At 65.5% G+C, this 17,159-nt stretch carries 16 protein-coding genes; 11 read left to right on the top strand and 5 right to left on the bottom strand.

Features of this window, described 5'->3' with window-relative positions:
* The first annotated feature begins 27 nt into the window (after positions 1–27).
* The 4 genes from ACP15W_RS19640 to ACP15W_RS19625 all read left to right on the top strand — a co-directional run bounded on the left by ACP15W_RS19640 (position 28) and on the right by ACP15W_RS19625 (position 4,672).
* Positions 28–1,050 (top strand): sulfotransferase domain-containing protein, encoded by a 1,023-nt coding sequence (locus ACP15W_RS19640; RefSeq protein ID WP_424934648.1) that lies wholly within the window; start codon positions 28–30, stop codon positions 1,048–1,050.
* A 41-nt stretch (positions 1,051–1,091) separates the two neighbouring features.
* Positions 1,092–1,862 carry a sulfotransferase family 2 domain-containing protein gene (locus ACP15W_RS19635; RefSeq protein ID WP_424934647.1) on the top strand — a complete coding sequence of 257 codons (771 nt, stop codon included), beginning with the start codon at positions 1,092–1,094 and terminating at the stop codon, positions 1,860–1,862.
* Between the two features lie 198 nt (positions 1,863–2,060).
* Positions 2,061–3,674 carry a VPLPA-CTERM-specific exosortase XrtD gene (gene xrtD, locus ACP15W_RS19630; protein ID WP_424934646.1) on the top strand — a complete coding sequence of 538 codons (1,614 nt, stop codon included), beginning with the start codon at positions 2,061–2,063 and terminating at the stop codon, positions 3,672–3,674.
* A gap of 11 nt (positions 3,675–3,685) precedes the next feature.
* Complete coding sequence (locus ACP15W_RS19625) at positions 3,686–4,672, top strand: glycosyltransferase family 2 protein (protein ID WP_424934645.1); 987 nt, start codon at positions 3,686–3,688, stop codon at positions 4,670–4,672.
* Positions 4,673–4,986: 314 nt separating this feature from the next.
* Here the strand turns inward: ACP15W_RS19625 and ACP15W_RS19620 are convergent, their stop codons facing one another.
* Positions 4,987–5,682, bottom strand: a complete 696-nt coding sequence (locus ACP15W_RS19620) for a hypothetical protein (protein ID WP_424934644.1) — start codon at positions 5,680–5,682, stop codon at positions 4,987–4,989.
* Between the two features lie 422 nt (positions 5,683–6,104).
* Positions 6,105–7,094: an aldo/keto reductase gene (locus ACP15W_RS19615; protein ID WP_424934643.1), complete on the bottom strand. Its 990-nt coding sequence runs from the start codon at positions 7,092–7,094 to the stop codon at positions 6,105–6,107.
* 83 nt (positions 7,095–7,177) lie between these two features.
* Between ACP15W_RS19615 and ACP15W_RS19610 the strand changes: the two genes are divergently transcribed.
* The 7 genes from ACP15W_RS19610 (at position 7,178) to ACP15W_RS19580 (ending at position 14,176) form a co-directional block, all read left to right on the top strand.
* The gene (locus ACP15W_RS19610) at positions 7,178–7,786 is read left to right on the top strand and encodes a TetR family transcriptional regulator (protein WP_424934642.1); all 609 of its coding nucleotides are present in this window, start codon (positions 7,178–7,180) and stop codon (positions 7,784–7,786) included.
* Positions 7,787–8,364: 578 nt separating this feature from the next.
* On the top strand, positions 8,365–8,742 hold the full coding sequence (locus tag ACP15W_RS19605; protein ID WP_424934641.1) for a response regulator: 378 nt from the start codon (positions 8,365–8,367) through the stop codon (positions 8,740–8,742).
* Between the two features lie 209 nt (positions 8,743–8,951).
* On the top strand, positions 8,952–9,797 hold the full coding sequence (locus ACP15W_RS19600) for an ExeA family protein (protein WP_424934640.1): 846 nt from the start codon (positions 8,952–8,954) through the stop codon (positions 9,795–9,797).
* A gap of 30 nt (positions 9,798–9,827) precedes the next feature.
* Positions 9,828–11,435, top strand: a complete 1,608-nt coding sequence (locus ACP15W_RS19595) for a GumC family protein (protein WP_424934639.1) — start codon at positions 9,828–9,830, stop codon at positions 11,433–11,435.
* A 57-nt stretch (positions 11,436–11,492) separates the two neighbouring features.
* Positions 11,493–12,305, top strand: a complete 813-nt coding sequence (locus tag ACP15W_RS19590) for a CpsD/CapB family tyrosine-protein kinase (protein ID WP_424934638.1) — start codon at positions 11,493–11,495, stop codon at positions 12,303–12,305.
* A gap of 114 nt (positions 12,306–12,419) precedes the next feature.
* A complete protein-coding gene (locus ACP15W_RS19585) occupies positions 12,420–13,937 on the top strand; it encodes a GMC oxidoreductase (protein WP_424934637.1) in 1,518 nt (505 codons plus the stop codon).
* 29 nt (positions 13,938–13,966) lie between these two features.
* Complete coding sequence (locus tag ACP15W_RS19580; RefSeq protein WP_424934636.1) at positions 13,967–14,176, top strand: hypothetical protein; 210 nt, start codon at positions 13,967–13,969, stop codon at positions 14,174–14,176.
* Positions 14,177–14,267: 91 nt separating this feature from the next.
* On the opposite strand, the gene ACP15W_RS19575 is transcribed toward ACP15W_RS19580, so the two are convergent.
* The 3 genes from ACP15W_RS19575 to ACP15W_RS19565 all read right to left on the bottom strand — a co-directional run.
* Positions 14,268–14,996: a hypothetical protein gene (locus ACP15W_RS19575; protein WP_424934635.1), complete on the bottom strand. Its 729-nt coding sequence runs from the start codon at positions 14,994–14,996 to the stop codon at positions 14,268–14,270.
* Positions 14,997–15,023: 27 nt separating this feature from the next.
* Positions 15,024–15,842 (bottom strand): hypothetical protein, encoded by an 819-nt coding sequence (locus ACP15W_RS19570; RefSeq protein ID WP_424934634.1) that lies wholly within the window; start codon positions 15,840–15,842, stop codon positions 15,024–15,026.
* A gap of 233 nt (positions 15,843–16,075) precedes the next feature.
* The coding region (locus tag ACP15W_RS19565) for a hypothetical protein (protein ID WP_424934633.1) at positions 16,076–17,159 on the bottom strand (1,084 nt) is incomplete at its 5' end.

Raw genomic sequence — 17,159 nt, 5'->3', positions numbered from 1 at the left:
AGGCCCCCGCGACAGGATTTCCATGCCATGACCGAACCCGAAAGGCTCCCGCCCGAGGACACGGACCCGCAGGCCGCGGGCCAGGACATGACAGGCCAGGACGCCCCGGACCGGGAGAGCGCCCAGGAGATCACCCAGGAGATCACTGGGCGCCCGCGCATCATGACGCCCGCGGGCTTCAACCCGCCCGCGACGCCGCCCCAGGAAGTGGGGCTGCGCCAGAAGGCCGTGACCTTCTGGAAGAAGAACCGCGCGCTGGTGCGCAACCCGGCCTTCTGGGGCCTGGTGCCGCGCATGCTCGCCTTCAGGCTTCGCACCACAATCCGGCCCTCGCCCCTGAGTGCGCGCCCCGAGGTGCTCTTCGTCGCCACCCATCACAAGGCGATGACGACCTATTTCCATGCCGTGCTGCGCGGGCTCGCCTTCGCGCTCAACCTGCCCTTCGAGCGGGTGGGCAATTCCGATCTGCCCTCGAAACGGGCGAAGCTCTTCCTCTCCATGCAGGGAAAGCAGGATCTGGCCGCCCTCGGCCCCTATCGCGGCGCCCATGTGATGCGCGACCCGCGCGACATGATCGTCTCGGGCTACCATTACCACAAATGGACCCACGAGGAGTGGGTGCACCGGCTCGACGACAATGGCGAGAGCTACCAGGACAAGCTCAACCGGCTCGACAAGCATGCCGGGCTGTTCCTGGAGATCGACCATTTCATCTTCTACTACCGCGACACGCTCGAGGCCTGGGACATGGCCAACCCGGCGATGCTCGAGGTCTCCTACGAGGCGCTCATGGGCGCGGGCAAGCGCGACCTCTACCGCGACATCTTCGCCCATCTGGGCTTCGAGGGGGCCGAGCTCGACCTCGCCGTGGACCTGATGAAGCTCTTCGAGGCCGAAAGCCGCACCGGCAAGGCCAGCGGGAAAGTGGACCAGAGGTCACATGTGCGCAGCGGCAAGTCCCGGCAGTGGGAAACGGAACTCGACCCCGAGCACCTGGCGTATATAGAACAGGAACTGGGACCCGTCCTGCGCAAGTTCGGCTACGACTGAAGCCGCGGCGGACACCAAGACAACACCCGGAGGAACGTTACATGCCCTTCTTCAGGACTGCCGGGAAAACCTGCTACTTTTCCCATATCCCGAAAACGGGGGGAACGTCCGTTGAAGATTACCTGATCGAGCGCTTCGGCCCGCTGGCCATGCTCGAACGGCGGTTCAACTTCATTCCGCAGCCCGAGCGCTGGTGCCAGACCTCGCCCCAGCATATCGAGTGGAAGAGCCTGCAGATGTTCCTGCCGCTCGAACTGATCGACGCGGTCTTCACCGTGGTGCGCCACCCCATCGCGCGCACCGAGAGCGGATACCACTTCCAGATCCAGGTCGAGAAATCCGTTCCGCCCGAGACGCCCTTCTCCGACTGGCTCAAGACCCAGGTGCGGATGCTGAAGGAAAATCCCTTCGCGCTCGACAACCACATGCGCCCCCAGGTCGATTTCGTGCCCGACGGCGCGGCGGTCTTCCATCTCGAGTTCGGGCTCGACCCGATGGTGCCCTATTTCGACGAGCTGGCCGGCAATACCGACGGCCCCCGGATGATCGGGCATTCCAACAAGCGCAAGAAGCCCAAGACCGAGGCGCCGGACTGGGCGCGGCCCTCCCAGGCCGATATCGACCTGCTCTGCGACCTCTATGCCGAGGATTTCGAGCGCTTCGGCTACGTGCCCGGCGAGAAGAAGCCCCAGGTCGAGAAACCCGCCCTGCCGCAATCCTTCCTGGAGGCGCGCGAGGCCGAGCTTGCCCACCGCGCCACCTCCGCCTACCGCTGGAAGACCCGGCTGAAACGCTGGCGCTCCAAGTTCTGAGGTTCCGAACTCCGAAACCGGGGCAGTCCCAAGCGATGCCGCGCCCCGGAACGGGCCCGCGGCCGGGGCGGAACGTTCCGGAAACGCTTACCCTTTAAACAATTGATTCTCGTGTTGGCGGGCGCCATCGCGTAATTTCGAACGCAACTTCCGGCGGTATCGCGGTATCGTGCGGACCATGGGTACGAGGCGCGGCTTGTGAGCTCAGTGACGGACATCGGGCCACGGGCCCAGGGGTTTCAGACGGCCCACGCGCGGAACTGGCGCGGCTTCGGGCTGTTCCTGCTCTGCTGCGCGGGGGCGCTGCCGATCTTCTGGTCCGGCCTGGTGCATCTCGGCGAGGCCTGGTCGCGGCCCGAATACAGCCACGGGCCCGTCATCCCGGTCCTTTCCTTCTACATGTTCCTGCGCGAGCTGAAGATGGTGCCGCCCGCGACCGGGCCCGTCACCGATCGCGGCCCCGGCCTGATCCTGGCGGGTGCGGCCCTTCTCCTCGCCATCGCGGGCAATCTGGTCGATATCCCCGATATCGTGACCTACGCGCTCATCCTCTGGATCGGCGGGCTGGTGCTCACGGGCTTCGGCTTCGCGCGCGGATGCCTGTTCTGGACCTCGGTGCTGCACCTCGTCTTCATGCTGCCGCTGCCGAACATGATCTACTGGGACGTGACGATCGCGCTGCAGTTCGTCTCCTCGGAAGTGGGTGTCTGGCTTCTGCGCATGGCGCAGATCCCGGTCTATCTCGACGGCAACATCATCGACCTCGGGGTCTACAAGCTGCTGGTGGCCGAGGCCTGCTCGGGGCTGCGCTACATGTTCCCGATCATGAGCTTCACCTATGTCTTCGCGGTGCTCTACCGCGGGCCGCTCTGGCACAAGATCGTGCTGCTGCTCTCGGCGGTGCCGCTGGCGATCGGGATGAACTCGGTGCGGATCGGCATCATCGGCATTCTGGTCGACCGCTACGGCATCGCCCAGGCGGAAGGCTTCCTGCATGTCTTCGAGGGCTGGGTGATCTTTCTCTCCTGCATCGCGATCCTCTTTCTCATGGCCGTGGGGCTGCAACGCCTCTCGGGCGACCGCCGCCCGCTGGGCGATGCGCTGGAGCTCGATTTCACCGGGCTGAACCGGGAGCTGGCCCGGGTGCTGAACATCGCGCCCTCGGCCGCGCTCATCGCGCTCACGCTCCTGACGGCGGGGGTTTCCGCCGCCTGGATCCTCGCGCCCGCCCGCGCCATGGTGGTGCCCGATCGCGCGCCCTTCGTGGAGTTTCCGCGCGAGACCCAGGGCTGGTCCGGGACCCGCAAGGCGCTGGACCCGGCCACCGAGGCCGCGCTCGGCGCCGATGACTACACCACGATGGAATTCGTGCAGGCGGGCACCGGCGCGGCAGCCCCGGTCGATTTCTTCGCCGCCTATTACCACAAGGAAACCGATGGCGGGTATATCCACTCGCCCGCGGCCTGCCTGCCGGCGGGCGGCTGGGAGGTCTTCCGCATCGAGCCGGTGGACATCGCCCTGCCCGGCACCCAGTTCGGGGACATCCGGCTCAACCGCACCATCATCCAGAAGGGGCTCAGCAAGCAGCTGGTCTATTTCTGGTTCGAGGGGCGGGGGCGCAGCATCGCCAATGATTTCGAGGCCAAGATCCAGACCGTCGCCGACAGCCTCCTGCGCGGCCGGCGCGACGTCGGGATCGTGCGGCTCATCACGCCCATCGGCGAGGCCGAGAGCGAGAGGGCCGCGGATGCGCGCCTGACGGACTTCCTCACGGCCCATGCCGATCACCTGCATCAATTCTTTCCCAAGTGAGCCCGCTTCCCATGCAAGACGCCTCCCCCTCCCCTGCCGACCCGAAGCCCGAGACAGGCGCGACACCGGTCGTCTCCGTGCTGGTCATCAGCTACAACACCCGCGAGATGACGCTCGAATGCCTGCGCAGCGTGCGGGACCAGACGACGATCCCCCATGAGGTGATCGTCGTCGACAACAACAGCCAGGACGGCTCGGCGGAGGCGATGGCAGCCGAGTTCCCCGAAATGGTGCTCGATGCGCGCTCCGACAACCTGGGCTTTGCCGGCGGCAACAACGAGGCCGCCCGGCGCGCGCACGGCAAGTATCTCCTGCTGCTCAACCCCGACACCGTGGTGCTCGACAACGCGATCGACAAGCTCGTGGCCTTCGCCGAGGCCAATCCGGAGGCGGGCATCTGGGGCGGGCGCACGCTCTTCGGCGACATGAGCCTCAACCCCTCCTCTTGCTGGCAGCGCATGACGGTCTGGAACTGCTTCTGCCGCATGTCGGGGCTGACCGCGATCTTTCCCAACTCGGCCTTCTTCAATGCCGAGGGCTATGGCGGCTGGCCGCGCGACACCGAGCGCGAGGTCGACATCGTCCAGGGCTGCTACCTGCTGATCACCAAGGAGATGTGGGATACGCTCGGCGGCTTCGATCCCGCCTTCTTCATGTATGGCGAGGAGGCCGATCTCTGCCTGCGGGCGCGCAACACCCTGGGCGCACGGCCCCGGGTCACGCCCAATTCGACCATCATCCATTACGGCGGCGCCTCCGAGACCGTCCGCTCCGACCGGATGGTCAAGCTCATGACCGGCAAGATCGCCCTGATCGACCGGCATTTCCCGAAGTGGCAGCGCCCGGTGGGCCGGTTCTTCTACGGGATGTTCCCGCTCACCCGGCTCATCGCCACGCGCACGCTCGGCACGCTGACGGGCAAGGCCTCCTTGAAGGAATCCGCCGATGTCTGGGCCGATGTCTGGGCCCGGCGCAAGGTCTGGCGGGCGGGGTACTGACCAAAACCGTTTCAGGCGGAATAGCCGCCTGAAAAAGGATTTTGGTCATCTGAATGACCCAAAGTGCGCCGCCTCGGCATAGCCGTGCCTGCGGCGGACCGGGGGATGGCGCCGAAACGACGGCTGGAGGCGATTTATGGTGCCGACACCTGAACGCCCGAACGTTGCGCAACCCTGAAAAAGCGCCAGACCTCCGGGACGGTCCGGCGCTTGGCACGGCGGTGCTTCGCACCTCGTCCCGTGCCAGATGGGCCTGGCTCGGATGGAAAATGAGCCCGGAGCCGGCCGCCTCTCCCCGCCCCCACCAGCCGCGCTCAATCGAAGATATCGGCGATGGCGGCCTGTTCGGCCTCCTCCCAGCGCCGCACGAGGTCGCCCACCTCCTCGATCTCCTCCGCGTCGAGATGGTGGGCACCGTCCTCGTTGATGCGGCACAGGCTGAACGGCTCGCCGACGCTGGGAGAGGTGAGATCGAGCGCCTTCAGCACCCGCAGCACCGCCGCGCAGCCGAAACGCAGCGAGCGCTCGGTCAGGTGGAAGTGGGAGAGAAGCGATCCGGCCTGCTGGGCCATGGGCGCACCGCTGCCGATGGCATGGAACCCGATATCGGCGTAGTGTCCGATCATGCCCGAGGGCGTGATCTCCGTGATCCACGGCGCCCCGTCCCGCCATCCGGCGGCCATCACATAGGCCGAGGGTGTCCCGCCGCCTTCCTCCCCCGGCACGTCGGGAATGAAGGTGTCGTAGTGATGGCGGAGGATCGGGAGCACCTGTTCCTGCAAGGCCCGCCCGATGTCGGGGGCCTCCAGGATCGCCGCGCTGTTCTGGTTGAAGCAATTCTCGACATCGGTGAGCACCGAGCGCGCGCCGCTGCCGCCCCAGGCCGCGAGATCGCCCAGCGGGTGCAGCTTCTCGGCCGGGTATGTCATCCCCCGCCCCTTGTCGGTGATCTGGGAATCCGAGCCGAGCACGACTCCATCCCGGCACACGGTGGCAAGCACGACAGTCATTTCTCGATCCTCCCCGGGGTCAGGCCTCCCGGATAGCAGGCCGGGACACATCCGGATCATGGTGCGCTTCATGTCGCGCCGATCAAGCCCGTGCGACAGGCGTGCGGTGCGAAGAAGGTCCCGAAGGAGCCCAGATAGTCCTTTGCTGCGGGATGGATGAATGTCGGCTTTGGTAGGTCGATCCCCAATGCGGCCCAATTCTTCAAGTGCAGAACGGAACTCACGACGCAGCAAATCTGAATTCGGTGTGCGCTCTGCGACACTGCCCAGAACACCTCTTCCGATCTCTACGCATGGCCATACCTTGGAGGCGAGTTGCACGATCCCGGCTTCTCGCGATCGGCTGCCCTTATTAGGCCGCGACGCGCTTGACGACCCCGGCTTTCACCGGGGACGCCGCGCGCATCTTCGGGTGGCATCGGTCATGTCCATTCTGGCATCACCGCATCCGGGTACCGCGCGCCGAACCCACCGGCGGGAAGGATCTCGGCGATGCGTCGAAGGTCATCGGCGGAGAGCGTAAGCCGGGCGGCGCCGACATTTTCCTCCAGGCGCGCGATGTTGCGCGTGCCGGGGATGGGAACGATTTCGTCGCCCTGCGCCAGCAGCCAGGCCAAGGCCAATTGCGAGATCTTGGCCCCGCGTTCCTCGGCAAGGGTTTCGAGCTGGCGCACCGCCTCTACGTTCTTCTCGAAGGCGCCGGGCTGCCAGCGCGGATCGAAGCTGCGCATGTCGCTCTCGTCGTACTGGTCCGCCGGCTTGGCCGTCCCGGTCAGGAAACCGCGGCCGAGCGGCGCGTAGGGCACGAAGCCGATGCCGCAGTCTCTTAGCACGGGAAACAGCTGCTCGACATCGCGTTCAAACAGCGAATACTCGGTCTGAAGCATCGCCACCGGTTGAATCGCATGGGCGCGGCGGATGGTCTCCGGCCCCGCCTCGCTGAGCCCGAAATGGCCGACCTTGCCCGCCTCGATAAGGTCTTTGACCGTCCCCGCCACGTCCTCGATCGGCACGTCGGGATCGACGCGATGCTGATACAGGACATCGACATGCTCCACGCCGAGAAAGCGCAGACTGTTGTCGAGAACCTCGCGGATATGCTCGGGTCGGCTGTCGTAGCCGTAGTCGCGAGTCCAGCCGAACTTGGTGGCGATCACTACGTCGTCCCGCACGGGCGCCAGTGCCTTTCCCACAACGCGTTCATTGTGACCCCAGCCATACATCTCGGCGGTGTCGAAAAACGTCACGCCGATCTCATGGGCGTGACGGATCGTCCTAACGGCGTCGTTCGTGGTGTCCGGTCCGTAATGCTCGGTGATGCCCATTGCCCCGTAGCCGATGGCTGACACCTCTGGGCCGTTTCGGCCGAGCTTGCGGGATGGAAGCGAGTTCTCTTGACGTTCGGTATTCAAGCTCGTCTCCTGTGTGTGACATGCCGAAATCGGCATTAAGTAATTTATTTGGCACTAAGTGCCATTTTATGCGCGAGGTGTCAATGACGAGCGTAGCTGATGGTTCAGGCCGTTCCCTCAGGACGATCAAGGCAGAGGCTGTAACGGCATCCATCGCCGCCCACGCGCTCGCACTCTTCGATGAAAAAGGGTTCGACGCCGTGACGGTGGACGACATCGCGGCCGCGTCCGGCATTTCGCGACGCAGCTTTTTCCGTTACTTCCCCACGAAAGAAGACGTAGTGGTCGCGGGCCATGCCGCCTTCGGCGAAAGGATCATCGAGGCCGTGAAGGCCCGGCCTCGGGACGAAGACGTCTGGGTGTCCCTGCGCCGCGGCTACGATGTGCTGGCCGACAATGTCGATCGCGATCCCGAAGGCGCAGCCAGAACGATGCGCGTGGTCAACAGCACGGCAAGCCTGCGCGCCCATACGCTCGAAAAGCATATTGCCTGGGCTGTCGGACTTGCACCCGAGATCGCGCGACGCCTCGGCGACGCGGACGCCCGGCGCTTGGAAGCGGATGCGTTGGTCCACGCGTCCTTCGCCTGCCTCGACGTCGCGCTGGCCCACTTCACCCCCGGGCGGGACACATCCCTCAGCGTGAAACTGGACGCAGCCTTTGATGCGCTCCGACCGGATCGTGCGCGCTGACTGATCGAAATATTCGTACGCCCATGTACTGAAGATCACATTTCGCGCGTACCATTCCGATCGCGGGCCGCATGCGGCAGACTTGCGTCGATTATGCAGCGAAGGCCCGCTTTGTCCCGCACACTGGATACAAACCCCATGCCAGAACCTTTGCGCCTAAAACGGCCGTTTCTGTCCCTCTCCCATACCGTACGAAAATCCAGTCGTTTGAGCGGGAGAAAACCCCAGGACAAAACCGGCTCGCTTGGTAAGCCCCATACACTCCATTATCAGCCCCCACTCTCCCTCTGAACGAAGCACCCTGCGCCCCGTTTGAAACGCTGGGCCATGCCACCCACCCCCCGTTAACCTTTCCCGTTCGTGCGAAAAACATATGCATGAAATATGCATCGAATATGCATTGAAGTGGCATGGGCCAGGGCGCTGTTAACCTTGGGAAATTCCGCCCCCCGGGCACCAGCCGGCACGAGACTGCGAAAATGCGCGCCTCGCACCGGAACTCACCCCCGGATTCGGGACTTCTTAACGCTTCCCGGCCAAAGGTGCGGCTCAACAAGCCTCGGTCAGAGAGTAGAGAAATGCCAGACGCCAAGAGCATAGCCGCCCTAGTGGTAGACGATCAGCAGACGATGCGCGCCATGGCCCGGCTCGTGCTCAAGGAAATCGGCGTCATCGACGTGGCGGTGGCCGCCAGCGCCGAGGCCGCGCTCGACCAGCTCGGCGCCAAGAAATTCGACGTGGTGATCTCGGACCTGAACATGCCCGGCATGTCCGGCGTGGAGCTCGCCGAGAAGATCAAGGCCGATCCGGGCCTGAGCTCGATCCCGGTTTTCCTTGCCACATCAAAGGCCTACCAGGACCAGGCCGGTGCCTCGGTGGACCATTTCGTGGCCAAGCCCTTCATGGTGCCCGACCTGCGCGAGGCGCTCGAGAAGCATCTGGGTGCGCTGAGCTGACGCGCCCGCGGGTCCGCCCGGTCTGCCCGATCAGGCCCGGTCAATGTCGGCCCCCGGTGTACACGTCACACTCGCTCACCTGTTATTCTTGTCTCGATTAATTACGTGATATGAGGTGTACAAGCCTGTAGAATGCACGCCAAAGATGCCAAAGAGCGGGGCGGCGAAAAGCGTGCCCTTCTCGGAGGGCGTGTCGCGTAACAATGGGAATGACGAGTAACTTGGCGATCTACACGGACCATTTTGGCCTCACCGAGCGGCCTTTCACGCTTCTTCCGGATCCCGATTTCCTCTACTGGTCGGATAATCACACGCGTGCCTATTCGATGCTCGAATACGGCATGCTCACCCATGCGCCGATCACCGTGATCACAGGCGAGATCGGCGCGGGCAAGACCACGCTTCTGCGCCATCTGCTCCGCACGCTGCCCGAGGAATTCACCGTCGGCCTGATCTCGAACGCGCAAGGAAACCGCGGCGAGCTGCTGCACTGGGTGCTGATGGCCCTCGGCGTGCCCACGGATACCGGTGCGAGCTATGTGCAGCTCTTCGCCCAGTTCCAGGATTTCCTCATCGAGGAATACGCCTCCGGGCGGCGGACCATGCTGATCTTCGACGAGGCGCAGAATCTCAGCACCGAAACCCTCGAAGAGCTGCGGATGTTCTCCAACATCAACGCGGACAAGGACGAGCTGATCCAGATCGTGCTGGTGGGCCAGCCCGAGCTTCGGGACCTGATCGCCCAGCCCCAGCTCACCCAGTTCTCGCAGCGCGTTGCGGCGGAATACCACCTGCCGGGCATGTCTGCCGAGCAGGTCGAGGCCTATATCAACCATCGCCTCTCGGTGGCCGGGGCCACGCGGGAGATCTTCACGCCGGCAGCCTGCGAATGCGTGCACCGCGCCTCGCGGGGCGTGCCGCGCCTGGTCAACCAGATCTGCGATTACGCGCTGGTCTATGCCTTTACCGACGGACGGGATCTGATCGATGCCGGCGTGGTCGAACAGGTGGTCACGGATCGCCGCATGCACGGCAACCTGAAGCTGGTCGGCTGATCGGGCCGGGAATTTAGAGAAGCACGGGAAATGGGAAATCTGGATCTGAAGTTCTACTGGGCGGTGTTCCTCCGACGGCTGCCCTATTTCATTCTGGTTTCCGGTTTCATTGCCGCCCTGGGTGTCACGGTGGCGGCGATCCTGCCGCCGGTCTATGTCTCGGGTGCCCGGATCCTCGTGGAGCCGCAGCAGATTTCCGACGATCTGGCGCAATCCACGGTGCCGATCGATCCCTACGAGCAGATCCAGATCATCCAGCAGCGGGTTCTGACCCGGGCCAATCTTCTCGATCTCGCCGAGAAGAGCCAGATGTTCGCCGACAGCCCCGATGCCTCGGCCGAGGACATCATCAAGAGCATGGCCGGGCGGATCACCTTCACCGGCAGCGAGCCCGAGGATGTAGGCCGGACCGGGCCGACGCCCGGTGCCATCGTGGTCCGGATCTCCTTCGAGGCGCCGAATGCCGTGCTGGCCGCCCGCGGCGCCAACGAGGTGGTCAACCTGATCCTGGCGGAGAATGTCCGCATCCGCAACGAACGGGCCACGGGCACGTCGGATTTCTTCGAGACCGAGGTCGCGAAACTCTCCGAATCGCTGCAGGAAAAGGCGCGCGAGATCGCCGAGTTCAAGACCGAGAACGTGGAGGCGCTGCCCGACAGTCTCGAGGCGCGCCGCCAGCAGCAACTCATCGAACAGGAGCGCCTGCTCGCGCTCGAGCGGGAGGAGACCTCGCTGCGCAACGAGCGCGCCACGGCGATCTGGGTCTATGAGCGCACGGGCCGGTCAGGCACGTTCGACACCCGCACGCCGGAGGAGGAGCAGCTCGAGGCGCTGAAGAGCGAGCGGCTGCAGAAACTGGCGATCTATTCGCCCTCCAGCGCCGCGATCCGGGTGCTCGACCACCAGATCAACAATCTCGAACAGCTGGTCGAGGAACAGCGCCAGACCCGCGCCACGCCCGAGAGCGGCGACGGCTCCTCGGAGCCTGCCACGGAGCTCGATCTCGAGCTCGCGCCGATCGACGCCCGTCTCGAATTCATCACCCAGGAAAAGCAGATGATCGAGAACACGCTGGCCGAGCTCCAGGCCTCGATCGCGACGACACCGCGCAACGAGATGGTACTCAACAGCCTCGAGAGCGAAATGCAGAACCTGAACCAGCGCTACGAGGAGGCCAGCGCCCGGCTGGCCCAGGCGCGGGTGGGCGAGCGGATCGAGCTGAGTTCGCGGGGCCAGCGGCTGACGCTGATCGAACAGCCGATCGAATCGCCCTATCCGGAGAGCCCCAACCGCAAGCTGATCGCGATGGCCGGTGTTGCCGGCGGCGTGGGCGCGGGCCTCGGGATCGTCGTGCTTCTGGAGATGCTCAACCGCTCCATCCGGCGCTCGGTGGATCTCTCGACCCATCTCGGCCTCCAGCCGCTGGCCACGATCCCCTACATCCGCACCCGCCGGGAGCGACGGGTCAAGCGGACGCTCATCGCCCTGGCGCTGTTTCTGATCTTCGTGATCATCCCGCTGGGTCTGTTCATGCTGCACACGTATTACATGCCGCTCGACCTGCTCATCAGCGAGCTCAAGAGCACCTTGAGGGGCGAGGTTCCCGCACCACCGGCCGCGGTGGCTCCGCCCTCCTGAGCGGCACATAGAAGGCACAAGGGAGGCGCCTGCCGCCTCCCCCGGCACGAGGACATCATGGAACGCATTCAAGCCGCGATACAGAAGGCCAAGGAGCAGCGGGGCATGCCGGCGGCAAGAGGGCTGCCGGGCACCTATTCCTCCTGGGATGCGCCCTCGGCCGTCGGCGCCTCCTGGGAGGCGCTGGAGAGCTTCGAGCCGGACCCCGCGCTCATGGCCGAGCATCGGATCGTGACCTATGCCGACAGCGATCCGAGCGATGCCGCCTTCGACATGCTGCGCACGCGCATCCTGCGCACCATGCGCGAGAACCGCTGGGTCTCGCTCGGCATCACTTCGCCGACCTCCGCCTGCGGCAAGAGCATGACGAGTCTCAACCTCGCCTTCAGCCTGGCGCGCCAGACCGACATGCGCACGGTCCTGGTAGATCTGGACCTGCGCCGGCCCTCGATTGCCCGGACGCTCGGCCTCGAGACACCGCAATCCATGGCGAGCGTGCTTCAGGGCACACGGTCCCCGACGGAGAATTTCGTGCGCGTGGGCGACAATCTCGCCATCGGGACCAATGCCGGCTCGGTGCGCAATTCCTCCGAGATCCTGCTCAATCCCGCCACAGCCCAGGGTGTGGCCAATCTCAAGGCAACCTTCCGGCCGAACGTTCTGCTGTTCGACCTGCCGCCGATGCTGGTCAGCGACGATGTCATGGCCTTCCTGCCACATCTCGACTGCGTGCTTCTGGTCGCAGGCGCCGAGCGGACCCGGCTCGACGAGGTCGATGCCTGCGAGCAGGACCTCTCGGCCCAGTGCAATTTCCTGGGCGTGGTGCTGAACATGTGCCGCTACGGCGGCGAGACCTACGGATACTACTGAGGGCGTCGGATATTGCAGACCGCGTCCCGTTGCCCGACAAGACGACAGGGAGCCGGGGAAGACCGATATTGATCGTGGACTTCGTTCCACCTGGAGGATGGCAGGCTTTCAGACATGATCCTTGATGCAAACACTTTGGAAAGAGGCGGTCTCGAGCGCATGTTCGATGTCTGCATCGTGGGCTCGGGACCCGCAGGCATCAGCGCCGCCCGCAAGCTCGCGGCCCATGGCCTGGATGTGGCCCTCATGGAAGGCGGCGGGCTCGACATCAGCGCCGAGAGCCAGGAACTCTACGAAGGCGACATTCTCGGCCTCGACTACTACGACCCCACCACCACGCGGCTGCGCTATTTCGGCGGCACCTCGAACCATTGGGGCGGCCGGAGCCGCGGGCTGGATCCGTATGATTTCGAGGCCCGCGCCTATCACCCGCTGAGTGGCTGGCCGATCACGAGTGGCGATCTCGACCCCTACGCCGCCGAAACCGACGAGATCCTCGATCTGCCGCCCGCAAGTGCCCTGCCCGACCAGCCGGTGGAAGGCGCGGAGGACGATCTCAAGATCGTCCGCTTCCGCATGAGCCCGCCCACCCGTTTCAACAGCAAGTATCGCGCCGAAATGACCGCCTCGGAGCGCATCCGGCTGGTGGTCAACGCCAACCTGGTGGATCTGCGCGTCAACGAGGCCGGCAGCGCGATCACCGGCGCGGTGTTCCGCTCCTATGCCCCCGAGGACGAAGGGTTCACGATCCGGGCCCGCGCCTATTGCCTGTGCCTGGGCGGAATGGAGAACCCGCGCGCGCTTCTGAATGCCGACAGCCAGATCCCGGGCGGGATCGGCAACACCCACGACCTGGTGGGGCGCTATTTCTCGGAGCATCCCACCTACAATGTGGGCCAGGTGATGTTCGAGGATGCCGTGCCGCCTTCGGCCGGTTTCGCGCCGACCCCGGAACTGATGGCGCGCGAGGAGATCCTGAACTTCAACCTGCTCATGGCCTCCAAGGGCATGGATTTCGCCACCGAGGCGAAACGCAGCGTCGCCTGTTCCGCCGATTTCATCACCCGCCTGGCCGAGCGCATGCTCGGTCGGCCCTTCAACTGCGAGATCGGCGGGCTGGGAGAATATTTCGAGCAGCGCGGTGCCGAGGATTACCGGCTGGCCCCGATCGGCACCATCATCGAGCAGGCGCTCAACCCGGAGAGCCGGGTGCTCCTGACCGATGAGACCGACCGTTTCGGGCTGCGGATGCTCGCCCTCGACTGGCGGCTCAGCCCGCTCGACTACCATACGCTGCGCGGCTCGGCGACGGCCCTCGGGCAGCATTTCGCGCAGACCGGCATCGGTCGGGTACAGATGGCGGACTGGCTTCTGGAGGAGACCCCCACCCCGCCGGACCTGGGCAGCCCCGGCAGCGAGGTCGCCCTGCATCACCACATGTGCACCACACGGATGAGCGCCGATGCGCGCGAAGGCGTGGTGGATGCCGACTGCAAGGTCCATGGGATCGAGAACCTTTATCTCGGCGGGTGCAGCGTCTTCGCTTCCGGCGGCCACGCCAACCCGACCTACACGATCGTGCAACTCGCTCTCAGGCTCGGGGATCACCTCTCCGACGTGCTGGTGAGTTGAGGTTATGCCCTGCGAAGAAGGATGAGAGGATGACGCCAAGAAGACCTTCAAGACGATCCTTCATCGGCCTGGCGGTGGCGGCCGCCGCCTTTGCGCCGTTCATCGGCCGGTTCATCCCCCCGGCAAGGGCCGCGGTGCCCGCGGTTGCACCGGGGTTTCACGTGGTGGATGGCTGGATCCTGACGGATGCCGATGTCGCGGCCCTGCGCGATCACGGGGTCCGGGCCGAGAACGCCTGAGACCGGACCTCCCGGCGAGACGACGCGTCTTCGCCGCGGCTCCTGCCCCGATCGAAGATCCGGGCAGGGCGGGGAGACGACCGGTCGGGAATTATCCCGCGCGGGCCTGATCGATCCAGGCTTCGGCCGGGACAAGGCGACCGAGATACCCGAGCCGCGAGACGAGATCCGGGGCCTCGAGCGGGGCCAGTTCGGCCATGCAGGCGATGCCGGCTCTCTGCAGCGCCCAGATGAGGCCGGGTCCGGCCCCGTCCAGTTTCTGCAGGTCGCAGACCGGCGCGGCGCGCGGCTCGGAAATCCCGGCTCCCCGCGCGCCGGCATGGGCTGCGGCCAGTTCGGCCTCCGGCGGGCGCTGGAACGGCAGGACCGACGCCGGTTCGGGGTCGTCGGCCACAGCCTGTGACGAGGGCGCAGCGCTGCCCTGGCTCAGGGCCTTCAGAAATTCCTCCAGGGCGGCGGCATTGTCCTCGGCTTCCCCGACGGTCTTGCCCGCGGGGGCGGCACCGGCCTGTTCCGCCGGCTTCGGGATCGGCGTGTCGGCCATTTCCCTGGACGGCATTTCGGCTGAGGGGGCGGCCATGGAAGCCTTGGGGGTCATCTTCGGGGAGGGAGCCAGGGGTGATGCTTCGGGCGCGGCCATCTCCGCCGGTTCAGACACCGGTTCGGCCCGCAGCCGCGCCAGCCGCTCCGCCCGTAGACGGTTGCGGTGCGCGATGCGCATGGCCAATGTCTTGCGCGCGGCCTCTCCGGGCTTGTCGGCGTCGGCTGCTTCCGTCTTGGCCGCATTGATGCCGGTCGTTCCGGCCGTCTCCTGTTGCATCGGTTTCATGCCTCTGCTGAAGATCTATCAGTTGAACTGCGACACACGAAATGCAGCGCGATCTTCTTCGGCGCGCTGCTCGATCCGGGCCAGAAATTCGGCAAGCGTAAGCCCCAGCGTCTTCTTGAAGGCATCCGCCGCTTCGAGCAGGCCCGCCGCATCCTGGCTGCCGTGCCCCACGGTCGCCTGCTGGCGCTCCAGATGGGCACCCAGCGTCGTGGCCTGGGCATCGAGACGCTTGAGCACCAGCCCGAGCGTACCCGAAAGGCTGGCGAGCGTTTCCTGCACCGCAGCCTCCCGCGCGGCGAGCGTGTTCAGGATCTCTCCCTGGCGCGCCTCGAGGGCGGCGAGACGCTCCGCGAGCCCCTCCCCTGCCCCGTCGGTTGTCGCCTGCTCCATGGTCAGCCGGGCGCATTCCGCGGCATAGCGGGCATTGACCACTGCCTGGATCTCAGGGCCTGCGCTTTCCAGGGCGCCGGTGACGGCAGCATCCTGAGCGCGGAGGAGAAGGATCGGCTGTGCGAAGGCCGCATCGGCTTCGGGCAGGAGATCGGTGGCATTGAGCCAGACCGCCTCCTCTCCGAGCGAAGCACAAAGGGCGGCCTCGATGGCATCGGTCCATTCTCCGGGTGCGAGCCCGGCCAGGCGGCCATCGAGATCACCGGGTCCGGCGCGGAACGCGTAATGATAGGCCTCGACGCGATAGACCGGACCGCCGATCAACGCGCAGAGCGCGCGCAGACAGCCCGCCTCACCGCCGAGTTTTGCGGGATCTCCTATCATTTCGTGGCTCACGAGCCCGGCTGCGATCAGGTCTGACAAGGCGGCGGGTGCGGGGGTATCCACGGCGAGGGACCTCTCTCGGGAATCTGGAAACGGAGCGAACTCGCCCTCAAACTGCGATGTTTAGGTTAAAGGGGTGTTAGCAATCCGCAGGCAGCCGGGATTTCCGAAAGCGTTGGCTGGCCGCAGATTAAACCTGCCAACACACTGAAATAATGCGGGAAAGTCAAAATTCGGCCCGGAGGCACCCCGCACGGCCATGGGAGGCTGTGCGGGCTTCCGCCGGACGGGGCGGATCACTTCTGGTGCAGCGAGATCACCCTGGGCATGGACTGGATCTCGCCCAGATCGTCGCCCTGCCCGGCCTCTTGGGCACGCGGCGGGTTCAGCGCGGCGGCGACGCGCCCGGCCATTTCCGACGCGCCCCCCTTGCGCTCGAGGGTCTGCATCAGGATCGTCTGGGTGGCCGACAACCGCGGGAGAGTCGTTTCCAGGAGCGCCAGCCGGTCGGCGAATAGCTCGGTATGCTGGGCAGCGGCACGCGCGGCAATGAGCTGCATCGCCACCTCCTGCGCCTGGGCCCGGGCCTCCTCCGCATCGGGGTCATCCCAGGGGCGCGCCTCGAGATCGGCCAGCCGCTTCTCCAGCGGGCTCAGGCGCTTGAGCAGCGTGTCGATATTGGCGTCGCGCCCGGCAAGCGCCTGGGACATTTCCTTGCGAATCTCGGCCATGGACACGGCCTGTGCGGCCTTGCTTCCAATGGCGGTAAGCCGTTCGGAGGCGCCTTCCTGCGCGGCGAAGAGCGCATCGAGTCGGGCCGACACGGCGCCAAGCTGGTCCTGACGCACCACCCGGCCCTGCTCCTTCTCGATCTCGGCAAGCCGGGTTTCGAGCGGCACGAGGCGTGTCGCCAGTGTTTCGGCCGTCGCATCCTTTTGGGCATAGAGTTCGCCAAGCTTGGCGGACAACTCGTCGAACGGCGCCTTGTCGGGGTTTTCCAGGACCGTGATCCGGTCCTTCAGCGCCTCGAGGCGCTCGGAGAACCGATCGAGCACTGCCCGCGGGTCCTGAGCAGCGAGCATGCCTTCCATTTCCGCGAGGCGGGCCTGCACGGGCGCCATCTGTCCCGAGACCAGCTTCTCGGCCTTGTCCTCGGCTGCGGCCCGGATGCCGCCCAGCCGGTCGGCCAGTTCGTCCTGCACCCAGTTGAGCGCATCGAGCCGGGAGGCCAGGCCTTCGACCTGTTCCCGCGGCACGGCAGCCCCGAGACCCGATTCGAGATCGGACAGCTTCGCCTCGAGCGGTGCGAGCCGGGCAAAGACCGTCTCCACCGTCGCATCCTTCTGGGCGTAGAGCTGGGTAAGTTGTTCGGAGATTTCC

The sequence above is a fragment of the Amaricoccus macauensis genome (genome assembly GCF_049800915.1).
GTDB lineage: Bacteria > Pseudomonadota > Alphaproteobacteria > Rhodobacterales > Rhodobacteraceae > Amaricoccus > Amaricoccus macauensis_A.
This window is presented reverse-complemented; position numbering and strand designations above follow the sequence as displayed.